Origin of the sequence: Inhella gelatinilytica (genome assembly GCF_016093295.1) — a bacterium.
GTDB classification, from domain to species: Bacteria; Pseudomonadota; Gammaproteobacteria; order Burkholderiales; family Burkholderiaceae_C; genus Inhella; species Inhella gelatinilytica.
The window spans coordinates 430994-455645 of record NZ_JAEDAL010000002.1 but is presented as its reverse complement, the minus strand read 5'-3'; the positions used below and the strand labels follow the sequence as shown (position 1 = coordinate 455645).

22 protein-coding genes and 2 tRNA genes are annotated in these 24652 nt (G+C 66.2%); 17 read left to right on the top strand and 7 right to left on the bottom strand.

The annotated features are described in order from the left end of the window. Position 1: 1 nt before the first annotated feature. The 12 genes from I7X43_RS07035 (at position 2) to I7X43_RS06980 (ending at position 14000) form a co-directional block, all read left to right on the top strand. On the top strand, positions 2-1288 hold the full coding sequence (locus I7X43_RS07035) for a serine hydrolase domain-containing protein (protein ID WP_198100200.1): 1287 nt from the start codon (positions 2-4) through the stop codon (positions 1286-1288). Continuing rightward, a complete protein-coding gene (locus tag I7X43_RS07030; protein WP_198100199.1) occupies positions 1285-2781 on the top strand; it encodes a purine-cytosine permease family protein in 1497 nt (498 codons plus the stop codon). The genes I7X43_RS07035 and I7X43_RS07030 overlap by 4 nt, the downstream gene beginning before the upstream one ends. Then, positions 2774-3730, top strand: coding sequence for an agmatinase (speB, locus tag I7X43_RS07025; RefSeq protein WP_198100198.1), 957 nt, complete (start codon positions 2774-2776; stop codon positions 3728-3730). Before I7X43_RS07030 ends, speB begins: the two co-directional genes overlap by 8 nt. Then, positions 3727-5181: an aldehyde dehydrogenase family protein gene (locus I7X43_RS07020; protein WP_198100197.1), complete on the top strand. Its 1455-nt coding sequence runs from the start codon at positions 3727-3729 to the stop codon at positions 5179-5181. Before speB ends, I7X43_RS07020 begins: the two co-directional genes overlap by 4 nt. A 36-nt stretch (positions 5182-5217) precedes the next feature. Next, complete coding sequence (locus I7X43_RS07015) at positions 5218-5562, top strand: cupin domain-containing protein (protein WP_198100196.1); 345 nt, start codon at positions 5218-5220, stop codon at positions 5560-5562. A gap of 117 nt (positions 5563-5679) precedes the next feature. Then, the gene (locus tag I7X43_RS07010) at positions 5680-7029 is read left to right on the top strand and encodes an NAD(P)/FAD-dependent oxidoreductase (RefSeq protein WP_246480266.1); all 1350 of its coding nucleotides are present in this window, start codon (positions 5680-5682) and stop codon (positions 7027-7029) included. Positions 7030-7037: 8 nt separating this feature from the next. Beyond that, positions 7038-8345 (top strand): 4-aminobutyrate--2-oxoglutarate transaminase, encoded by a 1308-nt coding sequence (gene gabT, locus I7X43_RS07005; RefSeq protein ID WP_198100194.1) that lies wholly within the window; start codon positions 7038-7040, stop codon positions 8343-8345. After that, a complete protein-coding gene (locus tag I7X43_RS07000; protein WP_198100193.1) occupies positions 8342-9796 on the top strand; it encodes an NAD-dependent succinate-semialdehyde dehydrogenase in 1455 nt (484 codons plus the stop codon). The genes gabT and I7X43_RS07000 overlap by 4 nt, the downstream gene beginning before the upstream one ends. A gap of 79 nt (positions 9797-9875) precedes the next feature. Beyond that, the gene (locus I7X43_RS06995) at positions 9876-11444 is read left to right on the top strand and encodes an ABC transporter substrate-binding protein (protein ID WP_198100192.1); all 1569 of its coding nucleotides are present in this window, start codon (positions 9876-9878) and stop codon (positions 11442-11444) included. Further along, positions 11441-12343, top strand: coding sequence for a LysR family transcriptional regulator (locus I7X43_RS06990; RefSeq protein ID WP_198100191.1), 903 nt, complete (start codon positions 11441-11443; stop codon positions 12341-12343). The genes I7X43_RS06995 and I7X43_RS06990 overlap by 4 nt, the downstream gene beginning before the upstream one ends. After that, positions 12340-12969 (top strand): M15 family metallopeptidase, encoded by a 630-nt coding sequence (locus tag I7X43_RS06985; RefSeq protein WP_198100190.1) that lies wholly within the window; start codon positions 12340-12342, stop codon positions 12967-12969. Before I7X43_RS06990 ends, I7X43_RS06985 begins: the two co-directional genes overlap by 4 nt. Further along, positions 12966-14000 (top strand): S66 peptidase family protein, encoded by a 1035-nt coding sequence (locus I7X43_RS06980; RefSeq protein WP_198100189.1) that lies wholly within the window; start codon positions 12966-12968, stop codon positions 13998-14000. The genes I7X43_RS06985 and I7X43_RS06980 overlap by 4 nt, the downstream gene beginning before the upstream one ends. 83 nt (positions 14001-14083) lie before the next feature. On the opposite strand, the gene I7X43_RS06975 is transcribed toward I7X43_RS06980, so the two are convergent. The 6 genes from I7X43_RS06975 to tolB all read right to left on the bottom strand — a co-directional run bounded on the left by I7X43_RS06975 (position 14084) and on the right by tolB (position 17778). Further along, positions 14084-14159 (bottom strand) — tRNA-Lys (locus tag I7X43_RS06975). A 35-nt stretch (positions 14160-14194) separates the two neighbouring features. Beyond that, positions 14195-14270: transfer RNA gene (locus tag I7X43_RS06970), tRNA-Lys, on the bottom strand. A 43-nt stretch (positions 14271-14313) separates the two neighbouring features. Further along, positions 14314-15096: a tRNA threonylcarbamoyladenosine dehydratase gene (locus tag I7X43_RS06965; protein WP_198100383.1), complete on the bottom strand. Its 783-nt coding sequence runs from the start codon at positions 15094-15096 to the stop codon at positions 14314-14316. Between the two features lie 23 nt (positions 15097-15119). Continuing rightward, entirely contained in the window at positions 15120-15893 is a 774-nt protein-coding gene (ybgF, locus tag I7X43_RS06960; RefSeq protein ID WP_198100188.1) for a tol-pal system protein YbgF, read from the bottom strand. Between the two features lie 2 nt (positions 15894-15895). Next, complete coding sequence (gene pal / locus I7X43_RS06955; RefSeq protein WP_198100187.1) at positions 15896-16417, bottom strand: peptidoglycan-associated lipoprotein Pal; 522 nt, start codon at positions 16415-16417, stop codon at positions 15896-15898. A 92-nt stretch (positions 16418-16509) separates the two neighbouring features. Further along, on the bottom strand, positions 16510-17778 hold the full coding sequence (gene tolB / locus I7X43_RS06950) for a Tol-Pal system beta propeller repeat protein TolB (RefSeq protein WP_198100186.1): 1269 nt from the start codon (positions 17776-17778) through the stop codon (positions 16510-16512). Positions 17779-17855: 77 nt separating this feature from the next. Here tolB and I7X43_RS06945 point away from each other — a divergent pair, with 77 nt between their 5' ends. The 4 genes from I7X43_RS06945 to I7X43_RS06930 all read left to right on the top strand — a co-directional run bounded on the left by I7X43_RS06945 (position 17856) and on the right by I7X43_RS06930 (position 23405). Beyond that, positions 17856-18437 carry a peroxidase-related enzyme gene (locus I7X43_RS06945; protein WP_198100185.1) on the top strand — a complete coding sequence of 194 codons (582 nt, stop codon included), beginning with the start codon at positions 17856-17858 and terminating at the stop codon, positions 18435-18437. Between the two features lie 65 nt (positions 18438-18502). Beyond that, positions 18503-21964 (top strand): transcription-repair coupling factor, encoded by a 3462-nt coding sequence (gene mfd, locus I7X43_RS06940; RefSeq protein ID WP_198100184.1) that lies wholly within the window; start codon positions 18503-18505, stop codon positions 21962-21964. Next, positions 21961-22662, top strand: a complete 702-nt coding sequence (gene serB / locus I7X43_RS06935; RefSeq protein WP_198100183.1) for a phosphoserine phosphatase SerB — start codon at positions 21961-21963, stop codon at positions 22660-22662. The genes mfd and serB overlap by 4 nt, the downstream gene beginning before the upstream one ends. Next, positions 22659-23405 (top strand): substrate-binding periplasmic protein, encoded by a 747-nt coding sequence (locus tag I7X43_RS06930; protein ID WP_198100182.1) that lies wholly within the window; start codon positions 22659-22661, stop codon positions 23403-23405. Before serB ends, I7X43_RS06930 begins: the two co-directional genes overlap by 4 nt. On the opposite strand, the gene I7X43_RS06925 is transcribed toward I7X43_RS06930, so the two are convergent. Continuing rightward, positions 23396-23821: a YbaN family protein gene (locus tag I7X43_RS06925; protein WP_198100181.1), complete on the bottom strand. Its 426-nt coding sequence runs from the start codon at positions 23819-23821 to the stop codon at positions 23396-23398. The two genes, I7X43_RS06930 and I7X43_RS06925, sit on opposite strands and share 10 nt — an antisense overlap. Before the next feature lie 27 nt (positions 23822-23848). Here I7X43_RS06925 and I7X43_RS06920 point away from each other — a divergent pair, with 27 nt between their 5' ends. Then, positions 23849-24646, top strand: a complete 798-nt coding sequence (locus tag I7X43_RS06920) for a substrate-binding periplasmic protein (RefSeq protein WP_198100180.1) — start codon at positions 23849-23851, stop codon at positions 24644-24646. Positions 24647-24652: the final 6 nt, after the last annotated feature.

The following is a 24652-nucleotide window of genomic DNA, read 5'->3' as shown; positions in this document are numbered from 1 at the left end:
CATGAGCCTGCGTCGGCGCCACCTACTCGCTGCCCTGCCCGTACCGGCGTGGCCGTTGTCCGCTCTGGCCTCGCGGCCTGATGTGGACACGCGCCTGCGGGCCGTGGTGCAAGACCCGGATGCGCCCTTGATGGGCCTGTCGGTGCGCTTGCAGGTCGGGGCTCGGGCGGTGTATGCCGCGCAGTTCGGCTGGCAGCAGTGGCAGCGCACGGCGCTGCACCGCGACACCCGGTTTCGCATTGCGTCCGTTTCCAAGCTGGCCGTCGCGCTGGTGATGGCGCGCTTGCATGCCGCTGGCAAGCTGGATCTGGACGCCGATCTGGCGCCATGGATCCCGGGCGGCCTGCAGCATCCAGCGCACCCTGATGTACCCATCACGGCTCGCCTGCTGCTCAACCACCAGACCGGCCTGCGGGACCCAGAGCAACCCCGGCAACCCAGCACCGCAGCGCTACGCGCCGCGATTGCCAACCCGGCGCACTGGCACGCCAACCGGCCCGGCACCCGGTTTTCTTACTGCAACTTCGCCTTTGGCGTTCTGGCCACGGCCATGGAGGCCGCCTGCAACCAGCGTTTCGATCGCCTGATGCAGCACTGGCTCTTCACGCCCCTGGGCATCCACCCTTACTACGACCCTTGCGCCGTGTCTCCGGCGCAGCGCAGCCCGCTCGCCACGCTCTACCGCCAAGTCGACAGACAGTGGGTAGCGCAGGCCGATGAACCCGGGCCCACCGGCGCCGCCTGCCCGCTGCGAGCGCAAGGCGAGCAGCGCCCCGGTGACAACGGCACCGTCTTTGGCCCACAAGGCGGCCTGCGCATCTCTTTGCCAGAGCTCGGTCAGATCGCCCAACTGCTCACCCAGCGCGGTCGCTGGAAGGGTCACGACCTGATCCCGGAGCCGCTCTTCGACAGTTTGCTGCAAGCCAGTTGGACCCAGACGCCGGGAGACGCCGCCGACACGATGGGAGGAATTTTTCAAAGCTGGGGCGTGGGCCTGCAACGCTTCACCGACCAGCGCACCGCGCAGGGCGGCGACCGCCTACACAGCCAAGGTGGCTGGCAGGCCTGGGGGCACCTGGGCGAAGCCTACGGGTTGCTTTCCGGTCTGATTTTCCAACCGCAGCGCGCCGGTCAGCCGGGCTGGGCCTTGATGTACGCCCTCAATGGAACCAGCCAATCCCTTGAGCACGCCGCCGGACGGCACTCCAGCTTCAGCCACTGGGAGGAACGGATTCTGGAAGTCCTGCTGGACACGCTGCCCGAGAAACTGCCCAGGACCCTGGCATGAGCGGGGCCCTCGCGTTCGAAACCCACAGCGCCGAAGCGATCCCGGCGGCGGAGCGTCACGCGCGCCCGCTGGATTTGTTCCGCCTGCTGTTTGGGGGCTGTAACACCTTTGCCACCTCGGTGCTGGGCAGCTTTCCGGTCTTCGTCGGCTTGTCGGTTCAGGACGGCCTGTGGGCGCTGCTGCTGGGTTTGCTCGCTGGCAGTTGCGCGCTGGCACCCATGAGCCTGTTCGGCCCACGCAACGGCACCAACGACCCAGTGTCGTCGACCGCGCATTTCGGTGTCTATGGCCGGCTGATCGGCTCGGGGCAGCTGCTGCTCACGGCCATCGTCTTTTTCTCGTTGGCGGTGTGGAGCTCCGGTGATGCTCTGGTCGGCGGCGCCCATGCCCTGGCGGGCCTGCCCGTGAACGCGCTGACTCAGAGCGCGGCCTACACCCTGATGGCAGCCATCGTCGTTGCCATCTGCATCTACGGCTTTCAGCTGATGCTGTGGTTCAACCGCGTGGCCGTCCTGGCCACCACCCTGCTCTTCGGGGTCGCCCTGATGGCCTTCGGCTCCCAGATCGACCTGAGCTATGCAGGCAGCGTGCAGCGTGGCGACGCCGGCTGGTGGGCGGCGTTCGTCGCCACAGCCACCGTCGCCGCCAGCAACCCGCTGTCTTTCTCCGCCACCCTGGGCGACTGGGGCCGCTATGTGCCGCTAGCCACACCCCGCCGACGCCTAATGGCCGCCGTGTTGCTCGCGCAGGCCGCCACCCTGTTGCCTTTGCTGTTCGGTTTGTTCACCGCGGCCATCATGGCCACCACAGCGCCCGAAGTGGTGGCCACCGGCGACTACATGGGCGGTTTGATCGCCATTTCACCGGCCTGGTTCCTGCTGCCCCTGTGCCTGATCGCCCTTATCGGTGGCATCGCCACCGGCACCACCGCGCTGTATGGCACGGGCCTGGACCTGGCCAACCTGTTCACCCGCCACCTCAATCGCGCCCGCGCCACGCTGATGGTCGGCCTGCTGGCCGTCGCGGTGATCTTCGTTGGGCGCTTTGTCCTGAATCTGGTCGAAAGCGTGGCCGCCTTTGCCGCACTGATCGGTGCCTTCAGTTGCCCCTGGCTGGCCGTCATGGTCATTGGCTACTGGGCGCGGCGTGGCCATTATTTGCCCGATGAGTTGCAGGCGCTGAGCCGTCGCGTCCGGGGGGGACAGTATTGGTTCTCTCGGGGCTGGAACCTGCGCGCACTGGCCGCGTGGACCGTGGGCAGCACGGTGGGCCTGCTCTTCGCCCAGGTGCCCGGAAAGTTCACTGGGCCGCTGAGCGCCTGGGCGGGCGGCATGGACCTCAGCGCGCCGACCTCGCTGCTCAGCGGCGCCACCGTCTACCTGCTGCTGTTGTGGGGCTACCCCGAGTCCGATCAGGTGCAGGGCCCCCTGGGCCACGGACTGCGTCGGCACCAAGACCCTCGGCCCCAAAACCGTCTTCCCCGCCATGACTGAACGCCCTGCCTTCAACCAACCGCTAGGCGGCAACGTCATGCCCCGCTTTGGCGGCATCGCCACCATGATGCGCCTGCCCCTGGCCACCGGCGCCCAAGGCCTGGACGTCGGCTTCGTCGGCGTACCGCTGGACATCGGCACCTCCAACCGTGCCGGCACCCGGTTCGGCCCGCGGCAGATCCGCGCCGAGTCGGTGCTGCTGCGCCCCTACAACATGGCCACGCGCGCCGCACCCTTCGACTCGCTGCAAGTGGCCGACCTGGGTGACGTGGCCACGAACCCCTACGACTTGAAGGACTCGGTACGCCGCATCGAGGTGGCCTTCACCGACATCGTCGCCACGGGTTGTCGGCCCATTACGCTGGGCGGGGATCACACCATCGCCTGGCCCATCCTGCGTGCGCTCAAGGCGCGGTATGGCCGTTTGGCCGTGGTGCATGTGGACGCCCATGCGGACGTCAACGACACCATGTTTGGCGAGGAAATTGCCCACGGAACGCCGTTTCGTCGGGCGGTCGAAGAGGGCTTGCTGCAATGCGAGCGGGTGACCCAGATCGGCCTGCGCGGCACCGGCTACAGCGCCGAGGATTTCGACTGGTGTCGACAGCAGGGTTTCACCGTGGTGCCGGCCGAGGACTGCTGGCACCGCTCATTGGTGCCGCTGATGGCCGAGGTACGCGCACGGGTGGGCGACGCCCCGCTGTACCTGAGTTTTGACATTGACGGCCTGGACCCTTCGTTTGCGCCCGGCACCGGCACGCCGGAGATTGGCGGGCTCAGCGTCATGCAGGCACTGGAGATCATTCGCGGCCTGCGCGGCCTGAACCTGGTCGGGGCCGACGTGGTGGAGGTCTCGCCCCCCTACGACCCAGCCGGCACCACCGCTCTGGTGGCCGCCAACCTGGCCTACGAAATGCTCTGCGTCATGCCGGGCGTGGTGTACCGATGAGCGCCACCCCCCACCTGCCCAGCGCCCGCTTGGGCCGCAAGCACTACCAGAGCGACACGCACACACCGGTACTCAGCGCCTGTGATGGCGCGCTGCTGGCCTACCAAGACTGGGCGACGGCCGAGCAGATCGACGCTGCAGTGGCTGCGGCGCGCACAGCAGCGCCCGCCTGGCGGGCCACGGCCCCCACCCAGCGCGCGGCTTGGCTGCGCGCCATCGCCCAGCAGGTGCGGGGCGAACATGCAGTGTTGATCGCGCTCCAGATGCGCGTCAATGGAAAGCCCCGCCTTGAGGCCGAACTCGACCTGGACGATGTGGTCGCCTGCTTGATCTACTACGCAGGCCTGTGCGAGAGCGGCGAGGCTTTCGCCACCGAAGCAGTCACGCTCCCACGGGCCGATCTGCGTGGCCAGAAACGTTGGGAAGCCGTGGGCGTGGCCGCGCTGGTCGTGCCCTGGAACTTTCCCATGGTGACCACGGCCTGGAAACTCGCCCCCGCCTTGGCCGCCGGCTGCACCGTGGTGCTCAAACCCTCGGAGCTGACCGCGCCGGCCGAGCATGCGTTGCTGGACCTCATAGAACGCGTGGGCCTGCCCGACGGGGTCGTGAACCTGGTGGGTGGTGGCGCGGCCGTGGGCGGCGCCCTGGTCGCCCACCCGGGCGTGGACAAAGTCTCGTTCACGGGCAGCACCGCTGTCGGGCGGCAGGTCATGCGCGCCGCGGCGGAGCATTTCAAGCGCCTAACCCTGGAGTTGGGCGGCAAGTCCGCACTCATCGTTCGCGAAGACGCCGACCTGGCGCAAGCCGTCGAGCTGGCGTTGGCCGGTGCCTTCACCAACGCCGGCCAGATGTGCTCTGCCACCTCGCGCATCCTGGTGCACCAGCACCGGTACGCCGAGTTGGTCACCGCCCTGTCCGCCGCGATCGGCGCACTGCAGGCCGGCCCGCCGGAGGCTGAGGGCTGCGCGCTGGGCCCCCTGATCAGCGCCGCGCAGCGCGAGCGCGTGCAAGCCCTCGTCAAGCGCGGCCGCGCAGCCGGCGCTACGCGCCTGGCTAGCGGCCGGGTGCACAACGCTGCCGACGCCGCCGGCTGCTTCATGGCGCCCGAGCTGTACACCCTCACAGACAGCGACAACCCACTGTGGCAGGAAGAAATCTTCGGCCCCGTGGCCTGCGTGCAAGCCTGCGCCAGCGACGGTGACCTCATCGCCGCGGCCAACGCCACGCCCTACGGCTTGGTGGCGACCGTCTTGACGCGCGACGCCACTGCCGCCGCCCACTTCGAACGCGAGCTGCGCGCCGGGCTGGTGTGGGTTAACACACCGCAATTGATTTTCCCGCAGGTCTGCTGGGGTGGCCTGGGGGCCAGCGGCATCGGCCGCGAATTGGGCCTCGAAGGCCTGCGCGCGTACCAAGAACTTCGCCACGCCGTGTTCGAGGGACCCGCCTGATCGTCAACTCTTACCCACTCTGAAGGACTTTTTACCGTGAGCAAATTGATTGGCGACATCGTGCGCCTGGGTCGCGGCGTCGGCGCGCACGCGGTGCTGAACTACGGCATGGACGAAGAAGACTGGTGTGCCGCGCGCGGCAAAGCCAGCGGCTTCACCGTGGGCTGGTGGGAAGGGCGCGTCGGGGCAGTCGATTTTCCGGCCACATCCTCCGACGAGGTGGTCTGGCTGGCCGAGGGCCACATCGCGCTGACCGACCTGCAAGGCGGCCGCATTGAGTTCCGCGCTGGCGACGCCTACCTCCTGCCCGCCGGTTTTGGCGGGCGCTGGGAAACGCTGCAAGACGCCAAAAAACTCTACGTGCTGCTGGACCCGGCCTGACTTCCCTTCTTCAATCCTGCCCTCCCCATGACCCGCACGATCCAGGCCCTCCCGCCTCTTGCCCGGCAGCCGATCGATCGCCCCTGCCTGAGCAAGGCCTTCCGCAGCACGCGGCTGATGCCGTACTGGCTCGACAGCCCTGACGCCCCGCCGCCGACCGAACCGCTTCGACAGAACACCCGCGCCGACCTGCTGGTGGTCGGTGGCGGGTTCACCGGCTTGTGGGCGGCCATCCAAGCCAAGGAGCAAAACCCGAATCTGGATGTTGTGCTCATCGAGGCGGGGCGTGTCGGCCATGGAGCCTCGGGCCGCGCGGGCGGGATCATTTCCACGTCCATCATGCACGGCCTGCCCAACGCCGTGCGCGTGTTCCCGCAAGACATCGAGCAACTCGAGGCATTCGGTCGCGACAATCTTGACGGCTTTGAGGCCACACTCGTGCGCTACGGCATCGACGCCGACATCGAGTGGAGCGGCGAGATGACTGTGGCGGTAGATGACGCCCACCTCGCCGCCCTGCGGGACGACTACGAGCTGCACCGCCGCTATGGCCACCAGGTCGAATGGCTCGACCGTGCGCAACTGGCCGAACAAATCCGCTCGCCCCTTTTCGCTGGCGCCCTGTGGTCGCGCGAGCGCAGTGGCACCGTACACCCGGCCAAGCTGGCCTGGGGCCTGCGACGCGTGGCCCTGCAGCTCGGCGTGCGGCTGCACGAAATGACACCGCTGATGCGCCTGCGCGACCGCGGCGCCACCGTCGAAGTGACCACCCCCGGCGGTCGCATCGTGACGCCCCGCGTGCTGCTGGGCAGCGGCACCGCCCACATCGGCGTGCGCGACATCCAGCGCCGCGTCGCGGCCGTGCGCGACCACGTGCTGGCCACCGAACCACTCAGCGCCGACCAAATGGCCCGCATCGGCTGGGCGCAGCGACAGGGTATCTACGACACCCGCACGCAACTGAACTACTTCCGCCTCACGCGCGACAACCGCATCATCTTTGGCGGCCTGGTCAGCTACCACTACAACGGCGACCCCAACCCGCCCGAGGACGCTCAAATCGCCACCTACCACCGGTTGGCGCAGGCTTTCTACCGCACCTTCCCGCAGCTTCACGACGTGCAGTTTTCTCACGCCTGGGGTGGTCCCATCGATTACTGCTCACGCGGCTCAGTTTTTGCCAAACCCTACCTGGGCGGCAAGGCCGTGTTCGTAGCCGGCTACACCGGCTTCGGCATCGGTGCCAGCCGCTTCGGTGCACGCATGGGCCTGAACATGCTGCTCGACCACCCCGGTCCCGAGCGTCAGCTCGACATTGCCTGTCTCAGCCCCACGTGGATCCCGCCCGAGCCGCTGCGCTGGTTGGGCGCGCGAATCACCTTCCATGCCTTTGATGGTGCTGATGCCGAAGGCGGCTGGAAACGCGCCTGGATTCAAGCCATCAAAGCCCTTGGCTTTCCCATGTGAGCCTCACCATGACTCCCGTCGCCCCAACCTCCCCCGTCAGTCCCCAGACCCGCAATGCCGACTGGCTGGCCCGTCGCCAGGCCGCCACCCCGCGCGGCGTGGCGGTACTGGAACCCTTCTTTGCGGCACGCGCACTCAACGCCGAACTCTGGGACATCGAAGGCCGCCGCTTCATTGACTTCGCCAGTGGGATCGCCGTGCTCAACACCGGCCATCGCCACCCACGCGTGCAGGCGGCCCTGCAAGCCCAGCTCGACCAGTTCCATCACACGGCCTACCAGGTCGTTCCCTACGCCAGCTACGTGAGCCTGGCCGAACGCATCAACGCCCTCACGCCCATTGAAGGGCCGAAGAAAACGGCCTTCTTCACCACCGGCGCTGAGGCGGTAGAAAACGCCATCAAGATTGCCCGCGCCGCAACCGGACGCAGCGGTGTGATCGCCTTCGATGGCGGATTCCACGGCCGCACCCACATGGGCATGGCCCTTACGGGAAAGGTTCTGCCCTACAAGCGCGGCTTCGGCCCCTTCCCGGCTGAGGTTCTCCACGCGCCCTTCCCCAGTTCCATCGATGGTGTCGACACCGAGCACGCCCTGCGCGGTCTCAAAATGCTGTTCAAGGCCAGCATCGACCCCGCCCGAGTGGCCGCCTTCATCGTCGAACCCGTGCAAGGCGAGGGCGGCTTCCGGCCCGCCCCCGAAACCTTCATGCGCGGCCTGCGCGAGCTGGCCAACGAGCACGGCATCCTCCTCATCGCTGACGAAATCCAAACCGGCTTTGCCCGAACTGGCCGCTGGTTCGCCACCCAACACCACGACGTACCCGTCGACCTGATTTGCTTTGCCAAGAGCCTGGCCGGCGGCCTGCCCCTATCCGGCGTGTGTGGGCGCAGCACCGTGATGGACGCCGCTGAACCCGGCGGCTTGGGCGGCACCTACGCCGGCAACCCCCTGGCCGTGGCTGCCGCCCATGCCGTGCTCGACGTCATTGCCGACGAAGGCCTGTGCGAGCGCGCCGACCAACTCGGGCAGCGTCTGCGCGCCCAGTTGAGCACGCTCCAGCCCCACGTGCCCCAACTGGCCGAGGTGCGCGGCTTGGGCAGCATGCTCGCGGCGGAGTTCCGCGCGCCCGACACCGGCGAACCCGACGCCGCTTTTACCCGCCGCGTCCAAGCCGCGGCCCTGCAGCGCGGCCTGATCCTGCTCAGTTGCGGCAGCCACGGCAACGTCATCCGCTTCCTGCACCCCCTGACCACGCCCGACGCCGTCTTCGACGAAGCGATGGGCATTTTGGCTGACGCACTAAGAGCCGCATGAGCACCCCCGCCCCCTTGGCGCTGCTGCGCGAAGCCGCCCTGCTCGACGGCCATTGGGTCCAGGCTGACGACGGCCAAACCTTTGATGTCCACGACCCCGCCACCGGCCAACGCCTGGGCCACGTGCCCTTGATGGGCGCAGCCGAAACGCGCCGCGCCATCGACGCCGCCGCCCGCGCTTGGCCAGCCTGGCGCCGCCGCACCGCACGCGATCGCGGCCACCTGCTGCGCCAACTCGGGCAACTGATGCTCACGCGTAGCGACGAACTCGCCACCCTCATCACCCGCGAACAGGGCAAGCCCCTGGCCGAAGCCCGCAGCGAGGTCGCCTACGCCGCTGCCTACCTCGACTGGTACGCCGAAGAAGGCAAACGCGTGTATGGCGAAACCATCCCCACCCCAAGTGCCGATCGCCGGCTGCTTGTCTTCCGCGAACCCATCGGCGTCTGCGCCGCCATTACGCCTTGGAACTTCCCGCTGGCCATGATGGCGCGCAAAGTCGCCCCGGCGCTGGCCGCAGGCAACCCCATCATCGTCAAGCCCGCCGAAAGCACACCCTTCACCGCTCTGGCCCTGGGCCTACTGACCGAAGAGGTCGGCTTGCCCCCCGGTCTGTTGCAGGTTCTGACCGGCGAGCCCCGCGCCATCGGCGCCGAACTGTGCGCCCACCCCACCGTGCGCAAGCTCAGCTTCACTGGCTCTACCCCCGTGGGGCGGCTGCTATTCGCTCAGTCTGCCTCGACGATCAAGAAACTGTCACTGGAGCTCGGCGGCCTCGCCCCCTTTATCGTCTTTGACGACGCCGACCTGGATGCCGCCGTCGAAGGCGCCCTGGCCAGCAAGTACCGCAACGCCGGCCAAACCTGCGTCTGCAGCAACCGATTCTTCGTGCAGACCGGCGTGTACGACGAATTCGCCGACCGCCTGCGCGAGGCCAGCGAGCGATTGGTGGTGGGCAACGGTCTGCACTCAGGCGTTCAGCAAGGGCCCTTGATCAACGCCGTGGCACTGGCCAAAGTGCAGCATCAAGTCGACGACGCGCTGGCGCGCGGCGCCCGCCTGCTCACCGGCGGGAAGCGCCACGCGTTGGGCGGCAATTTCTACACCCCCACCGTCTTGGTCGATGTGCAACCCGACATGGTGATAGCCCGCGAGGAGACCTTCGGCCCGGTCGCCCCGCTGCTCCGATTTACCAGCGAGGATGAAGCCATTGCCCGATCCAACGACACCGAGGTCGGCCTCGCCGCTTACCTGTACAGCCGCGACATTGGCCGCATCTTCCGCGTCGGGGAAGCGTTGGAAGCCGGCATGGTCGGCGTCAACACTGGGCTCATCTCGACTGAGGTCGCGCCCTTCGGCGGCGTCAAGCAATCGGGCTTGGGGCGCGAGGGCGGGCGTCAAGGCATTGACGACTATTTGACGACCAAGTACATGGCGCTGGCGGGTCTTTGAAGGAAAGCATAACCCATGGTTATGCGACTAAGCCGAGATGGCACGCGGGGCGCAAATGGCCTTGACCACAATCAGCACCATGCGCGTTTTGCTCGTCGTCTTTTTCGCGGTACTGGCCGTCACCGCCCAGGCCGCCAAACCCCTGGTCTATTGCACGGATGCCAGCCCTGAGGGGTTCGACCCGGGGCTGTGGGACAGCACCAGCACCAGCAACGTCAACAACCAAATGTTTCAAGGGCTGCTGGGCTTTCAGCGCGGCGGCACGCAGTTGGTTCCCAAGTTGGCGACCGGATGGGAGGTGTCGTCGGACGCCACGGTCTTCACCTTCACGCTGAGGCCAGGGGTGGCGTTTCATCGCACCGACTGGTTTACCCCCTCGCGGGCCTTGAACGCAGACGACGTGCTGTTCACGTATCAGCGCTTCATCGATCCTCAGCACCCCTACAACCAGGCGTTCCCCGCCAACTTCATCTATCCGCAAGCCTTGGGGCTGGCGCGGCAGATCGCCCGCATCGAAAAGCTGGACGCTCATCGCGTTCGCTTCACCCTGCGCGAACCCAACGTCACCTTCCTGAGCACCTTTGCGATGTCGTTTGCCGGCATTCAGTCCGCCGAGTACGCCGCCCAGCTACTGCGAGAGGGAAAGGCTTCCCAAATCAATCGTCTGCCCGTGGGAACCGGCCCGTACCAGTTCCGGCGCTACGAAAAGGATCATGTGGTGCGCATGCAAGCCCACCCCGGCTATTGGGGCGGGCGACAACGCACCGAAGCCCTGCTCTACAGCATCAGTCGCGAGCCTGCGGTGCGGGTGCAGAAACTGATTGCGGGGGAGTGCCAGGTCACCAGCCCCATCCGGGATGTGGATGTCACCTCCGTTCGCGCTCGCCCGCAGGTTCGGTTGGAAAAGATTCAGGCGCTGAACATTTCCTACCTGGCCTTCAATCTGAAGCGCCCGCGGCTCAGTGACCGTCGCGTGCGAGAAGCCCTGGATATCGCCATCGACCGCGACGCCATCTTCAAGGCCATCTTTCCGCGCGGCGATGCCCTCCAGGCGGTCAGTGCCTTCCCGCCGTCCATTCCGGGCTACAACCACGCGCTGAAGAACGAGTTCAACCCTGAACGGGCACGCCAGTTGCTGACTCAGGCGGGGCTGGGTGAGGGTTTTGAGTTGGACTTGTGGGCCCTGCCCGTGGCGCGGCCCACCAACCCCAATGGGCAACTCCTGGCGCAGTTGATTCAGCACGATTGGGCCCGTATCGGCGTGCGGGCCCGCATCAAGACCTATGAGTGGGGTGAGTACCTCAAGCGCGCCAACAACGGGGAGCACGACATCTACATGAGCGGCTGGAGTGGCGACAGCGGCGATGCCGATGACTTTTTGACCCCCAACCTGAGTTGCGCGGCCAACAAGACGGGCGTCAAGTTTTGCCATCCGGACTTTGAGCGCCTGATCGACGAAGCCCGTCGCACGACCGACCCCGCAGCGCGAAACCGTCTTTATGAAGAGGCCCAAGCCCTCTTCAAACGCGAACGCCCATGGATCACCCTGGCGCATTCGACGATCTACATTCCAGTGCGCAGCGACGTCCAAGGATTCACCATGGCGCCCAACGGCAGCGTTGACTTTGAAGGGGTGTACAGAGAATGAGACTGCGGCACATTGAGGTCTTCCACGCCATCATGCAGGCCGGCTCCATCAGCGGCGCAGCGCACGTGCTGCACATCTCCCAGCCGGCCGTCACCAAGGTGCTGCAGCACGCCGAACTGCAGCTGGGGTTGCCGCTGTTCGACCGCGTCAAAGGCAAGCTGGTGCCCACACCCGAAGCGCACCGCTTGTTCATTGAGGTCGACAAACTCAACCGCGACCTGATCAGCATTCGTCGACTCGCTGCCAGCCTGAAGGCGGGCGAGTCCGAAGAGCTGCGGGTGATTGCAACCCCCGCCCTGGGCGCTTCGGTGCTGCCCGCGGCCATGACGGCGTGGTCCAAGTCCTACCCCAACAACCGCTGCCGGTTGGGCACCCACCACACCCGTGAAATCGTCAGCAGCCTGCTCGTGGGCGAGGCCGACCTCGCCCTCTCGCTGCAAGACCCCCGTCACCCTGGCATCCAGGCCGAGGTGCTGGCCAGCGGGCCGCTGATGGCCCTGTGTCCGTTGGCCAGTCCCGAAGCCCGGGGGGACGGTCCCCTGGCCTTGGCAGACATCCAAACCGAGCTCATCGCCATGGCCGAGGACGACCCCTTGGGCAGCTTGGTCATGGCCGCCTTCGCGGCCAGCGGCATGGAGCCCGCCAGTCGGTTCACCGTACAGACCTATCAGCTGGCACGCTCGCTGGTCGAGGCCGGGCTGGGCTTGAGCATCGTGGACCCCTTCACGGCCGCTGCGGCGGACCGCAGCCGGGTCAAGGTCCGCCCCCTCAAGGCCAGCAGTCCCGTGCAGCTGATGCTGCTGACCGCTGCCAATGCCCCACTGCCCCAGGTCGGCCGCCGCTTGGTCAAGCAAATCGCGGATGTCACCCGCTTGCGGCTGGCCACCCTCGGCGTATGACCGCGTCCTCGGCCCCGCCGGCTGGCCTGCTCTGCGAGGACATTCCAGGGCACCCCGACTTTCGGTCGCTGCTGAGCCTGCCGATGATCGACCTCGACCTCCGCTACGCCAGCCGCGACAACTTTGTCGGCCGCGCCGTATACGGCGGTCTGGACTGCGCCTGGCTGCGTCGTGAAGCTGCCGATGCGTTGGAACAAGCCGCCCTGTGGCTGGCCGGGCACAAACCGGGCTGGCGCTTGAGGGTACTGGACGCGCTGCGCCCCCAGCGGGTCCAAGAGGCTTTGTATGCCGAGCTCGCCGGTACGCCACTGGCCCTGTACTTGGCGCACCCGGAACGAGGCTCGATTCACAGCTTCGGCATGGCCGTGGATGTCACATTGCTAGACGAGGCCGGCGCCGAGATCGACATGGGCTCCTCCTTTGATGAAATGGATGCAATCTCGCACCCCGAGTTCGAAGCCGAGTTGTTGGCGCAGGGGCGGTTGCGACTGGAGCATCTACAAGCCCGGGGTTGGCTGCGGGCCGCCCTGCGCCAAGCGGGTTTTCACGGCATCACCACAGAGTGGTGGCATTTCGATTTCGGCGACCGCACGCAAGTGCGCGCCACTTTGCCTCGCGTTCTATGAGCCTCCTCTCTCGCCGCTCCGCACTCGCCCTCACCGCCGCAGCCAGTCTGCCCCTCAGCACTGCGGCCTCGACCCCGCCCGCCTTGCTGCGAGCACCGCGCCTCAAAGCGGGTGACACCGTCGGACTGATCAGCCCCGCCCACGCCACTTACGAGCGAGAACCGGTGCAAATTGCGACCGAAGCGCTTCAGGCCCTCGGGTTCAAGGTTCGACACGGTCAACACGTTCGCGCGCGCCACGGCCATTTGGCGGGCACCGATGCACAACGGGTGGAGGACATCAACCGCTTCTTTGCCGACGACACGGTGCACGGCCTGATCGCCCTCACGGGCGGCAGCGGCGGGACTCGCATCCTGCCGGCCATTGACTACGACCAGATTCGCCGCACCCCCAAGTTTTTGGGTGGTTTTTCAGACCTGACCGCCCTGGTCAACGGCATCCATCAGCAAACCGGTTTGATCACGTTTCACAGCCCAACGGCCCTGTCGCAGTGGAATGCGTTCAGCGTCGATCACTTCAAGGCGTTGGTGATGCAGGGCAGCCTCCCGCTGCTCAAAAACCCCACCGGCGAACTCGGCGACCATCTGGTCCAAACCGGCGATCGGATTCAAACGCTGCGCCCAGGTAAGGCGCGCGGTCGGCTCATCGGTGGCAACCTGGCCGTACTCACCGCCATGGCCGGCTCGGCGTACTGGCCAAGGTTTCATGGCGCCATCCTTTTTCTTGAAGAGATCAACGAGTACATCTATCGCGTCGACCGCATGCTCTCGACCCTGCGCTTGACCGGTGCCCTGAACCAAGTCGCCGGCGTGGTGATCGGGCAGTTCACCAAATGTGAGCCCGGCGAAGGCTTTGGCGCCCTGACGCTGGACGAGTTATTCGACGAGTACTTCCTGCCCCTAAACGTACCCGTTTACCGAGGCGCCATGATCGGCCACATCCGGCGCAAGTTCACCGTGCCCGTCGGAGCCCTGGCCGAGATAGATGCTGCAGCCGGAACGCTGCAACTGCTGGAGCCCAGCGTCGTCTAGCTCCGCCACCAGGGCTGGAGCCCATCAGAAATGAAAAAAGCACCCAGGGCTCGCGCCGCTAAGTGCTTGATTCATTGGATCTTTGGTGGGCCCTGTAGGATTCGAACCTACGACCAACGGATTAAGAGTCCGCTGCTCTACCAACTGAGCTAAGAGCCCCCGAATTTTCCGCGGCCCTCGCCCGAAAGCAAGGGTGGTGGGTCGTGCAGGATTCGAACCTGCGACCAACGGATTAAAAGTCCGCTGCTCTACCGACTGAGCTAACGACCCGAACCAGGAAAGCCCAGCAGTATAGCCAGGTTTCCCCTAGGGATCAAGCGAGCGTCGAAGCTTTTTGCTGCAAAGCCAAGCGCACCCACTCGGCACTGGCCGCCAGACCGAACGAGGCGGTCACCATGACGCTGGATCCGTAACCAGCGCAGTTCAATGTGCCATCCACCGCGCAGTTGGGGCCGTTTTGCTCCGGCCGCTGAACCGACTCCCGCGAGAACACCGCCCGCACCTGGATGCGACCCTGCCGGGGCGCGCCATGCTCACGCCGCAGACGAGCTCGCAAAGAAGCCAGAAGCGGATCGTGGGTGGTGTCGGACAGATCGGCCACGTCCAAAAGCTCTGGGCGCTGCTTGCCCCCAGCCGCCCCAACGGTGACAAAAGCTAGACGCTCACGCCGTGCCCAGGCCGCAAGCGCCGCCTTGGCGCGAACCTGGTCGCAAGCGTCAATGACGCCATCCAGGTTCAAACCTGCGATCAGACCGGGCCAGTTGTCCGCTTCTACAAAAGCATCGAGGACCTGCACATCGCAGTCAGGGTGGATATCGGCGATCCGCTGCTTGAGTGCCTCGCCTTTGTGCAGCCCAACGGTCTGCCCCACCGCCTGAACCTGCCGGTTGATGTTGGACTCGGCCACATGATCCAGATCGATCAGAACCAATTGCGCAATGCCCGAGCGGGCCAGCGCTTCAGCGGCCCAAGACCCAACGCCCCCCAAACCCACAACAGCCGCACGCAACTGCCTGAGGCGGTCGTAGCCCGCGTCCCCATAGAGGCGGCGCAGCCCCCCAAATCGCCGTTCGGTGTCTGCCCCCAAGGCCGCCATCGGGCCCAGTTCAGGGCCCGCGCTCACTTCAAACTGGCGCGGCGCTCTTTGGCCGCTTGCGCGGCTTCAGTGCCGGGGTGAGCTTTGATCAGGTCATCTAAAGTCTTGCGGGCGCCTTTGATGTCTTTGGTTTCCGCTTGGCAATTGGCCACCGCCAGCAGCGCCTCGGCCACGCGAGGATGCTGCGGGCTGCCCTTCAGGAACTCGCGGAACGTGCCCATGGCCTCTTTGTAAGCCCGCTGACCATACTGGGCATTGCCCAGCCAGAACCGAACGATGTCGGTGTAGCCGCTGACGCTGTAGCGCTTCAAGAAGAATTCAAACGCCTTGCTGGCATCGTCGAAATCCCCCCGACGCAACAAGCCCATGGCCGCCTCGTACTGGCGCTGCTCTTCGGGCTCGACCTTGAATTCTTTGCCGTCGAGGCTGATTTTTTGCGGCTCCAGGGGCTTCAATCGCCCATCGAAGCTCTGCAGCTGGTCGGCCAGGCGGCGCTGGGTGTCCGCCAGATCCCGCACCAACTGCTCGTTGGCACCTTGCAGGCGCGCCAACTCGCTGCGCAGCATCTGGTTCTGATTGATCAGATCCATCAGGCTGCGGCGCAGGGTGGCGAGCTGTTCGTCCTGCTCGGCCCCCTGCTTTTTCTGCGCTTCCTCAAGCTGCGCCACCTTGGCGCGCAGGTCGAGGATGGCCTTGCGCGCCTCATCGTCAGAGAACAAGGCCGCTTGGGCGGCCCCGCCGAAGCCCGCGAGGGCCAGGGCGATCGTTAGAGCGAAGGTCGAGGCGCGCAGGTTCATGCTCACTTGTCCTTGACTTCAACGCGGCGGTTCTTGGCCCACACGGCTTCGCCCGTGCCTTCAGCGGCCGGACGCTCTTTGCCGAAGCTGACCGGCTCGGCTTGAGCAGCGGCCACGCCTTGCAACGTCAGCTGTTGCAGCACAGCTTCAGCGCGCTTTTGGCCCAGGGCTAGGTTGTATTCACGGCTGCCGCGCTGGTCGGCGTGACCTTCCAGGCTGACCTTCTGGGTCTTGATCAAGTTCAGACGCTTGGCATGGGCTTGCACGGCCGGGCGGAACTCGTCCTTGACCACATAGCTGTCGAAGTCAAAGTAAATGACGCGCTTGTCGGCCACGGCATTGCGCTGCTCGGTCGCCAGATCGACCGTCGCAACCTTGGTTTCAGCAACAGGCTGGGCCGGCGTAGCGGGTTGGGGCTTGGCTTCCACCACGGGAGCCTTGGTGGGCTCTTCCAGCTTGGTGGTGCTGCAACCAGCCAGCACAGCGGCGGCCACGGCGGCCAGGGCGAAACGGGTCGTGTTCATTTCGATCTCTCGTACGAGGAATAGTCTAGGGAATGGGCCTTGCGGCCCGCGGAAAACCTGCTATTGTCGCCGATCCCCCAAACCCAGCATTCTTATCGGGTGAAGGGTCCCCAAGCCGGCTCGCGCACATCCGCGCTGGTGACCACCAGTTTGGCTTTCACTCGCCCGTCCAGGGTGGACGTCATCAGCACATCCTTGCCCTGGCTGCGGGTGGCGTACACCAAGAGCTTGCCATTGGGCGCGAAGCTCGGCGACTCGTCCTCGACGGTGTCGCTGATGACCCGAACCGCGCCCCCGTTGGAGAGGTCCATGACACAGACCTTGAACGCCCCATCCAGTCGCGAAACAAAGGCCATTGACTTGCCGTCGGGGCTCAGCGTCGGGCTCACGCTGTAAGGGCTGTTAAACGTCACGCGCTCGGCGCTCCCGCCCTCCGACGGCATGCGGTAAATCTGCGGGCCGCCGCCCCGGTCGCTGACGAAGTAAATCTTGCTGCCGTCGGCGCTGAAGGTGGCTTCGGTATCGATGGCCAGGCTCTGCGCCAAGCGCTTCAGGCCCGAACCGTCGCGGTTGATCACAAAGAGTTGGGTGCCCCCCTCTCGCGACAGCGACACCACCACCCGACGGCCATCGGGCGAAAAGGCCGGCGCGCTGTTGCTGCCCCGGAAATCCGCCAACACCAAGCGCGAACCCGTGGCCAGGTCCTGCAGATAAACGACCGGCTTGCCCGTGTGGAAGCTCACGTAAGCGACCGTGCGGCCGTCCGGCGCCCAGGCGGGCGAAATAATGGGTTCGGGGCTGGTCACGGCCACCTGGCCACCCTCACCGTCCGCGTCGGCAATGCGCAGCGCGTACTGTCGGCCCGCCTTGGTGACATAGGCCAAACGCGTCGAAAACACGCCGCGCTCACCCGTCAGTTTTTGGTAGATCGCGTCGGCCACGCGATGGGCGGCCAGTCGAATGTCCTCGGCCACCACAACCTGGCTCTCTCCGCCCAAGTCCTTGCCGGTCACCACGTCCCACAGGCGGAATCGCACATCCAGCCGTCCATCGGCCAAACGGGTCACCGAGCCCCCAACCAGGGCGTCGGCTTGCGCGGTGCGCCAGTCTGCAAACGCGGGGCTGCTGAGCTCTGTCACGGGCGTGCTACCCGCCTCGATCAGCTTGAACTGACCGCTGCGCTCCAGGTCCGCGCGCACGATGGCGGCCACACCCGTTTTTTGTTCATCCCGAAATTCCGCAATGGCCACCGGCATTTGCGTCGCACCCACGCCGGAAATTTCCACCCGGAACTGGCCCCACGCGGGCAGGGCCAGGGCCCCCAAGGAGCCCAAAGACCCCAATACAACACGGCGCTTCATTGCGTCTTCACCTACACAAAGCAAAACGCGCGGGATTGTGCCGCTTGGGAACAATGCATGACGAAAGGAATCGTTACATGACCGCCATTTGCCGCTACCCCGTGCCCGACGTGGCCACGCTGCCCGACGACCTGCGCACCCGCATCCTCGAGGTGCAGGACAAGGCCGGTTTCGTGCCCAACGTCTTCCTGGCATTGGCGCGCCGCCCCGACGAGCTGCGCGCCTTCCTGGCCTACCACGACGCCTTGCTGCTGCGCGAGGGCGGCCTCAGCAAGGCCGAGAAGGAAATGATCATCGTGGCCACCAGCGGTGCCAACCGCTGCCTCTACTGCGTGGTGGCGCATGGCGCCATCCTGCGCATCTATGCCAAGGCGCCGCGCCTAGCGGATCAACTCGCCACCAACCCGCTCAAGGCCGAGGTCAGCCCCCGCCAAGCCGCGATGCTCGCGTTTGCGATGAAAGTCTGCCTGGACGCCCAATCCATCTGCGAGGCCGACTACGCCGCCCTGCACGCCGCCGGCCTCGACGACGAGGACGCCTGGGACATCACCAGCATCGTCGGCCTCTTTGGCATGAGCAATCGGATCGCCAACACCATTTCGCTGATGCCCAACGACGAGTTCTACCTCATGGGGCGCGTGCCCAAGGTCAAGGGCTAGCCAGGCTGAGTGCCTGAGAGAATGCAGGAGCCCCGCCCGGGGCTGTTGCCATTTCTGCTCCTGCGATGACCCTTCTCCCTTCGATTGCGCTGGGCAAACGCCACCAAGCGCCGCGGCCCCATGGCTCCGCCGACGCGCTGCTGCTGGCGCGGTTCTGCCAGAGCCAAAACCAGCATGTGACCGCCGTGGTATGCGCGGAACCCGGCGACGCGCAGCGACTGGAGGCCGAGCTGCCCTTTTTCGCACCGGGGCTGCGGGTCGCCGTCTTCCCAGACTGGGAGACCTTGCCTTGGGATCGCTTCAGCCCCCACCACGACCTGATTTCAGAGCGCCTGGCCACGCTGTGGCAGTTGCTGCAATCCCAAGGGCGGCCACGTGAGCAGCGCGAAATCGACGTGGTGCTGCTGCCCGCCACCACGGCGCTGACCCGCTTGGCACCGCCCAGCTTCTTGGCGGGCACGACCTTCCACTTCAAGAAGGGGCAGGCCCTGGACGAGGCCGCCTTCCGCAGCCAACTGACTTTGGCGGGCTACCAGAACGTCAGCCAAGTGATCAGCCCGGGTGAGTACGCGGTACGCGGCAGCCTGATCGATCTCTACCCCATGGGCTCGCCCGTGCCCTACCGGGTGGACCTGTTTGGCGACGAGATCGACTCCATCCGCGTGTTCGACCCCGACAGCCAGCGCAGCCTCTACCCTGTACCCGAGGTTCGGCTGCTGCCGGGGCGCGAATTCCCGCTCAACGAGGGCTCGCGGCAGCTCTTCCGCGGCCGTTGGCGCGAGCACCTGGACGGCGACCCCAGCAAGGCGCGGCTCTACAAGGACATGGGCGAGGGCCTGGCGGGCGCGGGCATTGAGTACTACCTCCCGCTGTTCTTTGAGCAAACCGCCACCTTCTTCGACTACCTCGGCAAGACCGCCGCCGTGGCCCTGCTGGGCAACGTAGACGAGGCCCTGCAGCGGTTCTGGCAAGACACCCGCGACCGCCATCGCTTGCTGTCGCACGACCCCGAGCGGCCCATCCTGCCGCCGGAGCAGATCTTCTTGCGACCCGAGGAGCTGTTTGCCAGTACGCACCCGCTAGCGGTGCTGACACTGAATCAGCGTGAAGCCGTCGATTACGCGCGGCCGCTGCCCGACCTCAGCATTGAGCGCGGCGCCCAAGAGCCGCTGGCCAAGCTCGGGCGGCATCTGGACACCACACCGCACAAGGTGTTGCTGCTGGCCGAAAGCGACGGCCGGCGCGAGAGCCTCTTGGACCTGCTGCGCGAGCACAAGCTCGACGCACCCTCCTTCAAGAGCCTGCAGGAGTTCGACGAGTCCGGGGAAAAGTTTGCGCTGATGGCCGCGCCCCTGGCGGAAGGTTTCTTCTGGCGCGAGGCCGGCCGTGAGTTGCAGTTGCTCACCGAAACCGAGCTATTCGCCACCGCGCCCACCACGCGCCGCCGCCGGCGTCAGGAGCAGGCGAGCAACGTCGATGCGCTGATCAAGGACCTCAGCGAGCTCAAGGTCGGCGACCCGGTCGTGCACGTCAGCCACGGCATCGGGCGCTACCAGGGTCTCAAGCACATGGACCTGGGCCAGGGGAATTCCGAGTTCCTGCACCTGACCTATGCGGACGACGCGGTGCTCTACGTGCCGGTGGCGCAACTACACTTGATCCAGCGCTACACCGGCGTCAGCGCCGAAGAGGCGCCCCTGCACCGCTTGGGGTCAGGCCAATGGGAAAAGGCCAAACGCAAGGCCGCCGAGCAGGTGCGCGACACGGCCGCCGAGTTGCTCAACCTCTACGCCCGCCGCGCCGCCCGCGAGGGCCATGCCTTCCGCTACAGCGCGCACGACTACGAGGCCTTTGCCGCGAGCTTTGGCTTTGAGGAGACGCCCGATCAGCGCGCGGCCATCCACGCGGTGGTGCAGGACCTGATCAGCCCGCGACCGATGGACCGGCTGGTGTGCGGCGACGTGGGCTTCGGCAAGACCGAGGTCGCCCTGCGCGCGGCCTTCGTGGCCGTGATGGGCGGCAAGCAAGTGGCGGTGCTGGCGCCCACCACGTTGCTGGCCGAGCAGCATGCGCAAAACATCACCGACCGCTTCAGCCAATGGCCAGTCAAGGTGGCCGAGATGAGCCGCTTCCGCACCGCCAAGGAGATCAAGGCCGCGCAGGAAGGCTTGGAAAACGGCACGATCGACATCGTGGTGGGCACGCACAAGCTGCTCAGCCCGGACACCAAGTTCGCCCGCTTGGGGCTGGTCATCATCGACGAAGAACACCGCTTTGGCGTGCGCCACAAAGAGGCCATGAAGGCCCTGCGCTCCGAGGTGGATGTGCTCACACTCACCGCCACACCCATCCCGCGCACGCTGGGGATGGCGATGGAGGGGTTGCGCGACCTGTCGGTGATTGCCACCGCACCCCAGCGCCGCTTGGCGATCAAGACCTTTGTGCGCGCCGAGGGCAAGGGCGTGATCCGTGAGGCGGTGCTGCGCGAATTGAAGCGCGGCGGCCAGGTCTACTTCCTCCACAACGAGGTCGAGACCATCGAGAACCGCCGTCAAGACCTGGAGGCCCTGATCCCCGAGGCGCGCATCGCCGTGGCCCACGGTCAGATGCCCGAGCGCGAGTTGGAGCGCGTGATGCGCGATTTCGTGGCCCAGCGCCACAACCTGCTGCTGTGCTCGACCATCATCGAGACCGGCATCGACGTGCCCACGGCCAACACCATCGTCATCGCCCGCGCCGACAAATTCGGCCTGGCCCAGCTGCACCAATTGCGCGGCCGCGTGGGCCGCAGCCACCACCAAGCCTATGCCTACCTGATGGTGCCGGACCTGGAGGGCCTGACCAAGCAAGCCCAGCAGCGGCTGGACGCCATTCAGGCGATGGAAGAACTGGGCAGTGGCTTCTATCTGGCCATGCACGACCTGGAGATTCGCGGCGCCGGCGAGGTGCTGGGCGAAAAGCAGAGCGGCAACATGATGGAGGTGGGCTACCAGCTCTACCACGACATGCTGGCCGAGGCCGTGCGGGCGCTCAAGAGCGGACGCGAGCCCGACCTCGCCAACCCGCTGGCGGCCGTGACCGAGATCAACCTCTTCGCCCCGGCCCTTTTGCCTGATGCGTACTGCGGCGACGTGCAAACCCGCTTGTCGCTGTACAAGCGCCTGGCCAGCGCCAGCAAGGCGGAACACATCGACGCCCTGCTCGAAGAAATCACCGACCGGTTCGGCACCCTGCCGGCGCAAGGCCAGACCCTCTTTGACACCCACCGCCTGCGCGTCTTGGCCCAGCCCTACGGCGTCAGCCGCATCGACGCGGCCCCGGGCGTCATCAACGTGCTGTTCCGCCCCAACCCACCGATTGAGGCGCTCAAAGTGATCCAGTTGGTCCAAAAAAACCCCAGCATCAAACTGGTCGGCAACGACAAGCTCAGAATTGACAAGTCGCTGTCCGATCCGGCGGATCGCGCGCAGTGTGTGCGCGAGGTGCTGCGCCTGATTGGTCCACCCAAGATAGAGACTCCTGCATGACTGAACTGTCCCCGGGTTTGATCCTGCGCGGCGATCGCCCGCGCCTCTCGCACTTCCGCTTGGCGGCGTTCGACATGGACTCGACGCTGATCGCGATCGAGTGCATTGACGAGATCGCCTTGCTCGCCGGCATCGGCGACCAAGTTGCGGCCATCACCGAGGCGGCCATGCGAGGTGAAATCACCAGCTTCCGGGACTCTTTGAGCCGGCGCTTGGCGCTCCTCGCGGGCCAGCCGGCCAGCCTCCTGGAGCGGGTGTTGCGCGAGCGGCTGCAGCTGAACCCCGGCGCCCGCGAGTTGTGCGCCGCCCTCAAAAGCGCGGGCCTCAAGCTGGGCTTGGTGTCCGGCGGTTTTACGCCCTTCACGCGTCACGTGGCGGCCGAGCTCGCCATGGACTGGGTGCGCGCCAATGAACTGGAAATCGTCGACGGCCGGCTCACGGGCCGGGTGGTGGCGCAAAGCTGGGGCGATGTGGTGGACGCTGAGGAGAAGCGTCGGTTTGTGCTGCAGGCCTGCGAGAGCTTGGACTGTGCCCCCGATCAAGCGATTGCCGTGGGCGATGGTGCCAACGACCTGCTGATGATGGGGGTCGCCGGCCTGTCGGTGGCCTACCACGCCAAACCCGCCGTGCGAGCGCAGGCCAAGGTCTCGATCGAATCGGGCGGGCTGGACCGCTTGCTGGAGGTTTTCGTCCCATGATGGCCCGGTTCCGAACGCTGGCACGAGGGCTGACGGGTGCCGCGCTCGTCATGGCCTGCTGCGCCCCCCGCGCCGCAGCGCCGGCCATGGTGTTTGTAACGCCCACCAACTTGATCGAACCCTTGGTCCTGATTGAGAGTCGGCAATTGCGGGGCGGTGTGCTCAAGGATGTGGGTGAAGCCCTGGCCCGACGCATGGGGCGTGAAGCCCGCTTCCTGCCCATGCCGGGCAAGCGCGTGAGCGAGGCCCTGAACAGCGGTGAAGCCGATCTGGTGTGCTACGTGCTGCCGGGCTGGCTGGATGGCGACTTGCTTTGGACAGGCCCGGTGATTCCCGTGGCGGAAGTGGTGGCAGCACGAGACGATGCGCCGCCCATCAACCGGTTCGAGGACCTCGCCGGCCGACGGGTGGGAACCGTGCTGGGCTACCGCTACAACCACTTGCTGGCCCAGCCCAATCAAGACCTGCCGTTTGAACGGTTTGACGCGCCCGACACCCGCAGCAACTTGGCCAAACTGGCGCTCGGGCGCATGGGCTACGCCATCGTCGAAGAATTGCCGTTGCGGCACTACTTGCGCCACAACCCACAGACCAAGATTCGCTCCGTGCTGGTGCTGCGGCAGTACACCACCCAGTGCGCGCAATCCAAGCGCTCAAGCCTGGACTTTCAGCAGGTGCAAACCCATCTGGCCGCCCTGGTACGCGAGGGCGAGATCGATCGCATCCTGTCCACCTATCGCTGATCGCTGGGCCGGGTGAGGGGCGGCGGCGCCTCGGGCTGCGCCCGCATCCACAGCGCGACCGACAAGCAGGTAATGCCCGCGCACAGGGCGGCCCACCACGGCGCACGCCAAGCGGCCAGTGCCACCCCCAGGCTCATCATGGCCCAGGCTGTGGTCTTGGCCCGCCGGGGGATCACCCCGTAGCGCCGCCAGTCCAACACATAGGGCCCAAGCTGGGGATGCGCTACCAGCCACGCCTCCCACCGCGGGCTGCCCTTGGAAAAGCAGAAGGCCGCCAGCAGCAGGAACGGAACACCCGGGAGCAGGGGCAGGATCACGCCCGCAATGCCCAAGAGCGTGCAGGCCCACCCCGCCAGCAACCACAGGGGCCGAGCCCAGGTCCAGTCGGACGACGTATCGGGCAACGAATCGCGCATGGAAGGATCTTCGCACTCCACGAGCGCGTGACGAGTGCGGCACACTACCTCACCATGGAGTGGACGTATCGACGCACCGGACGGGGCCTGTGGCTTGCCGCCGCACAGGTTTTGACTGTGTTGGCCGCACTGGCACCCCTGTCCGAGAGCGTTGCGCGCGAGCCCAACATCGTCGTTTTCGTGGCGGCCTCCAATCACACGGCGCCCCTGTCGCGTTTTGAAGAGGGTGCCTTGGTGGGCGGCTTGGTCAAAGACCTGGGCGACGCCCTGGCCCGGCGAATGGGGCTGCAAGCGCGGTATCTGGTGCTGCCCAGCAAGCGTGCGCCCGCGGCCCTGCGCAATGGCGAAGGCGACCTGTTGTGCTACACACGCCCCGAGTGGATCGGGAGCGATTTTCAATTCACCAGGCCGCTCATTCCCAACGCCGACGTGGTGGCGGCCCGTGCGAGCGCCGCCCCGCTGAGTTCTTTGCTGGCCCTGCGCCAGCGGTCCGTGGGAACGGTCCTGGGCTATCGATACGCCGAAGTGGAAGCCGCGCTGGGCAGCGACTTCAAACGCGACGACGCGCCCACCATGGAAGCCAATCTGAACAAGCTCGCCATGGGGCGAATGGATTACGCCGTGACCGACCGCCTGGTGCTGCGCGAAGCCATTCGGCAAGGGCAACCGCTGCGCGAAGAATGGGTCTTGACCCGCTACGCAGCCCCATGCGCGCTGTCCCCCCGATCCCCCCTGCGTCTCGCCACCCTTCAGACCGCCCTGCAAGCCCTGGTCGACAGCGGCGAGTGGGCCCGCATCCTGGCCGTTTACGGCCTCACCCCCTGAACTGCC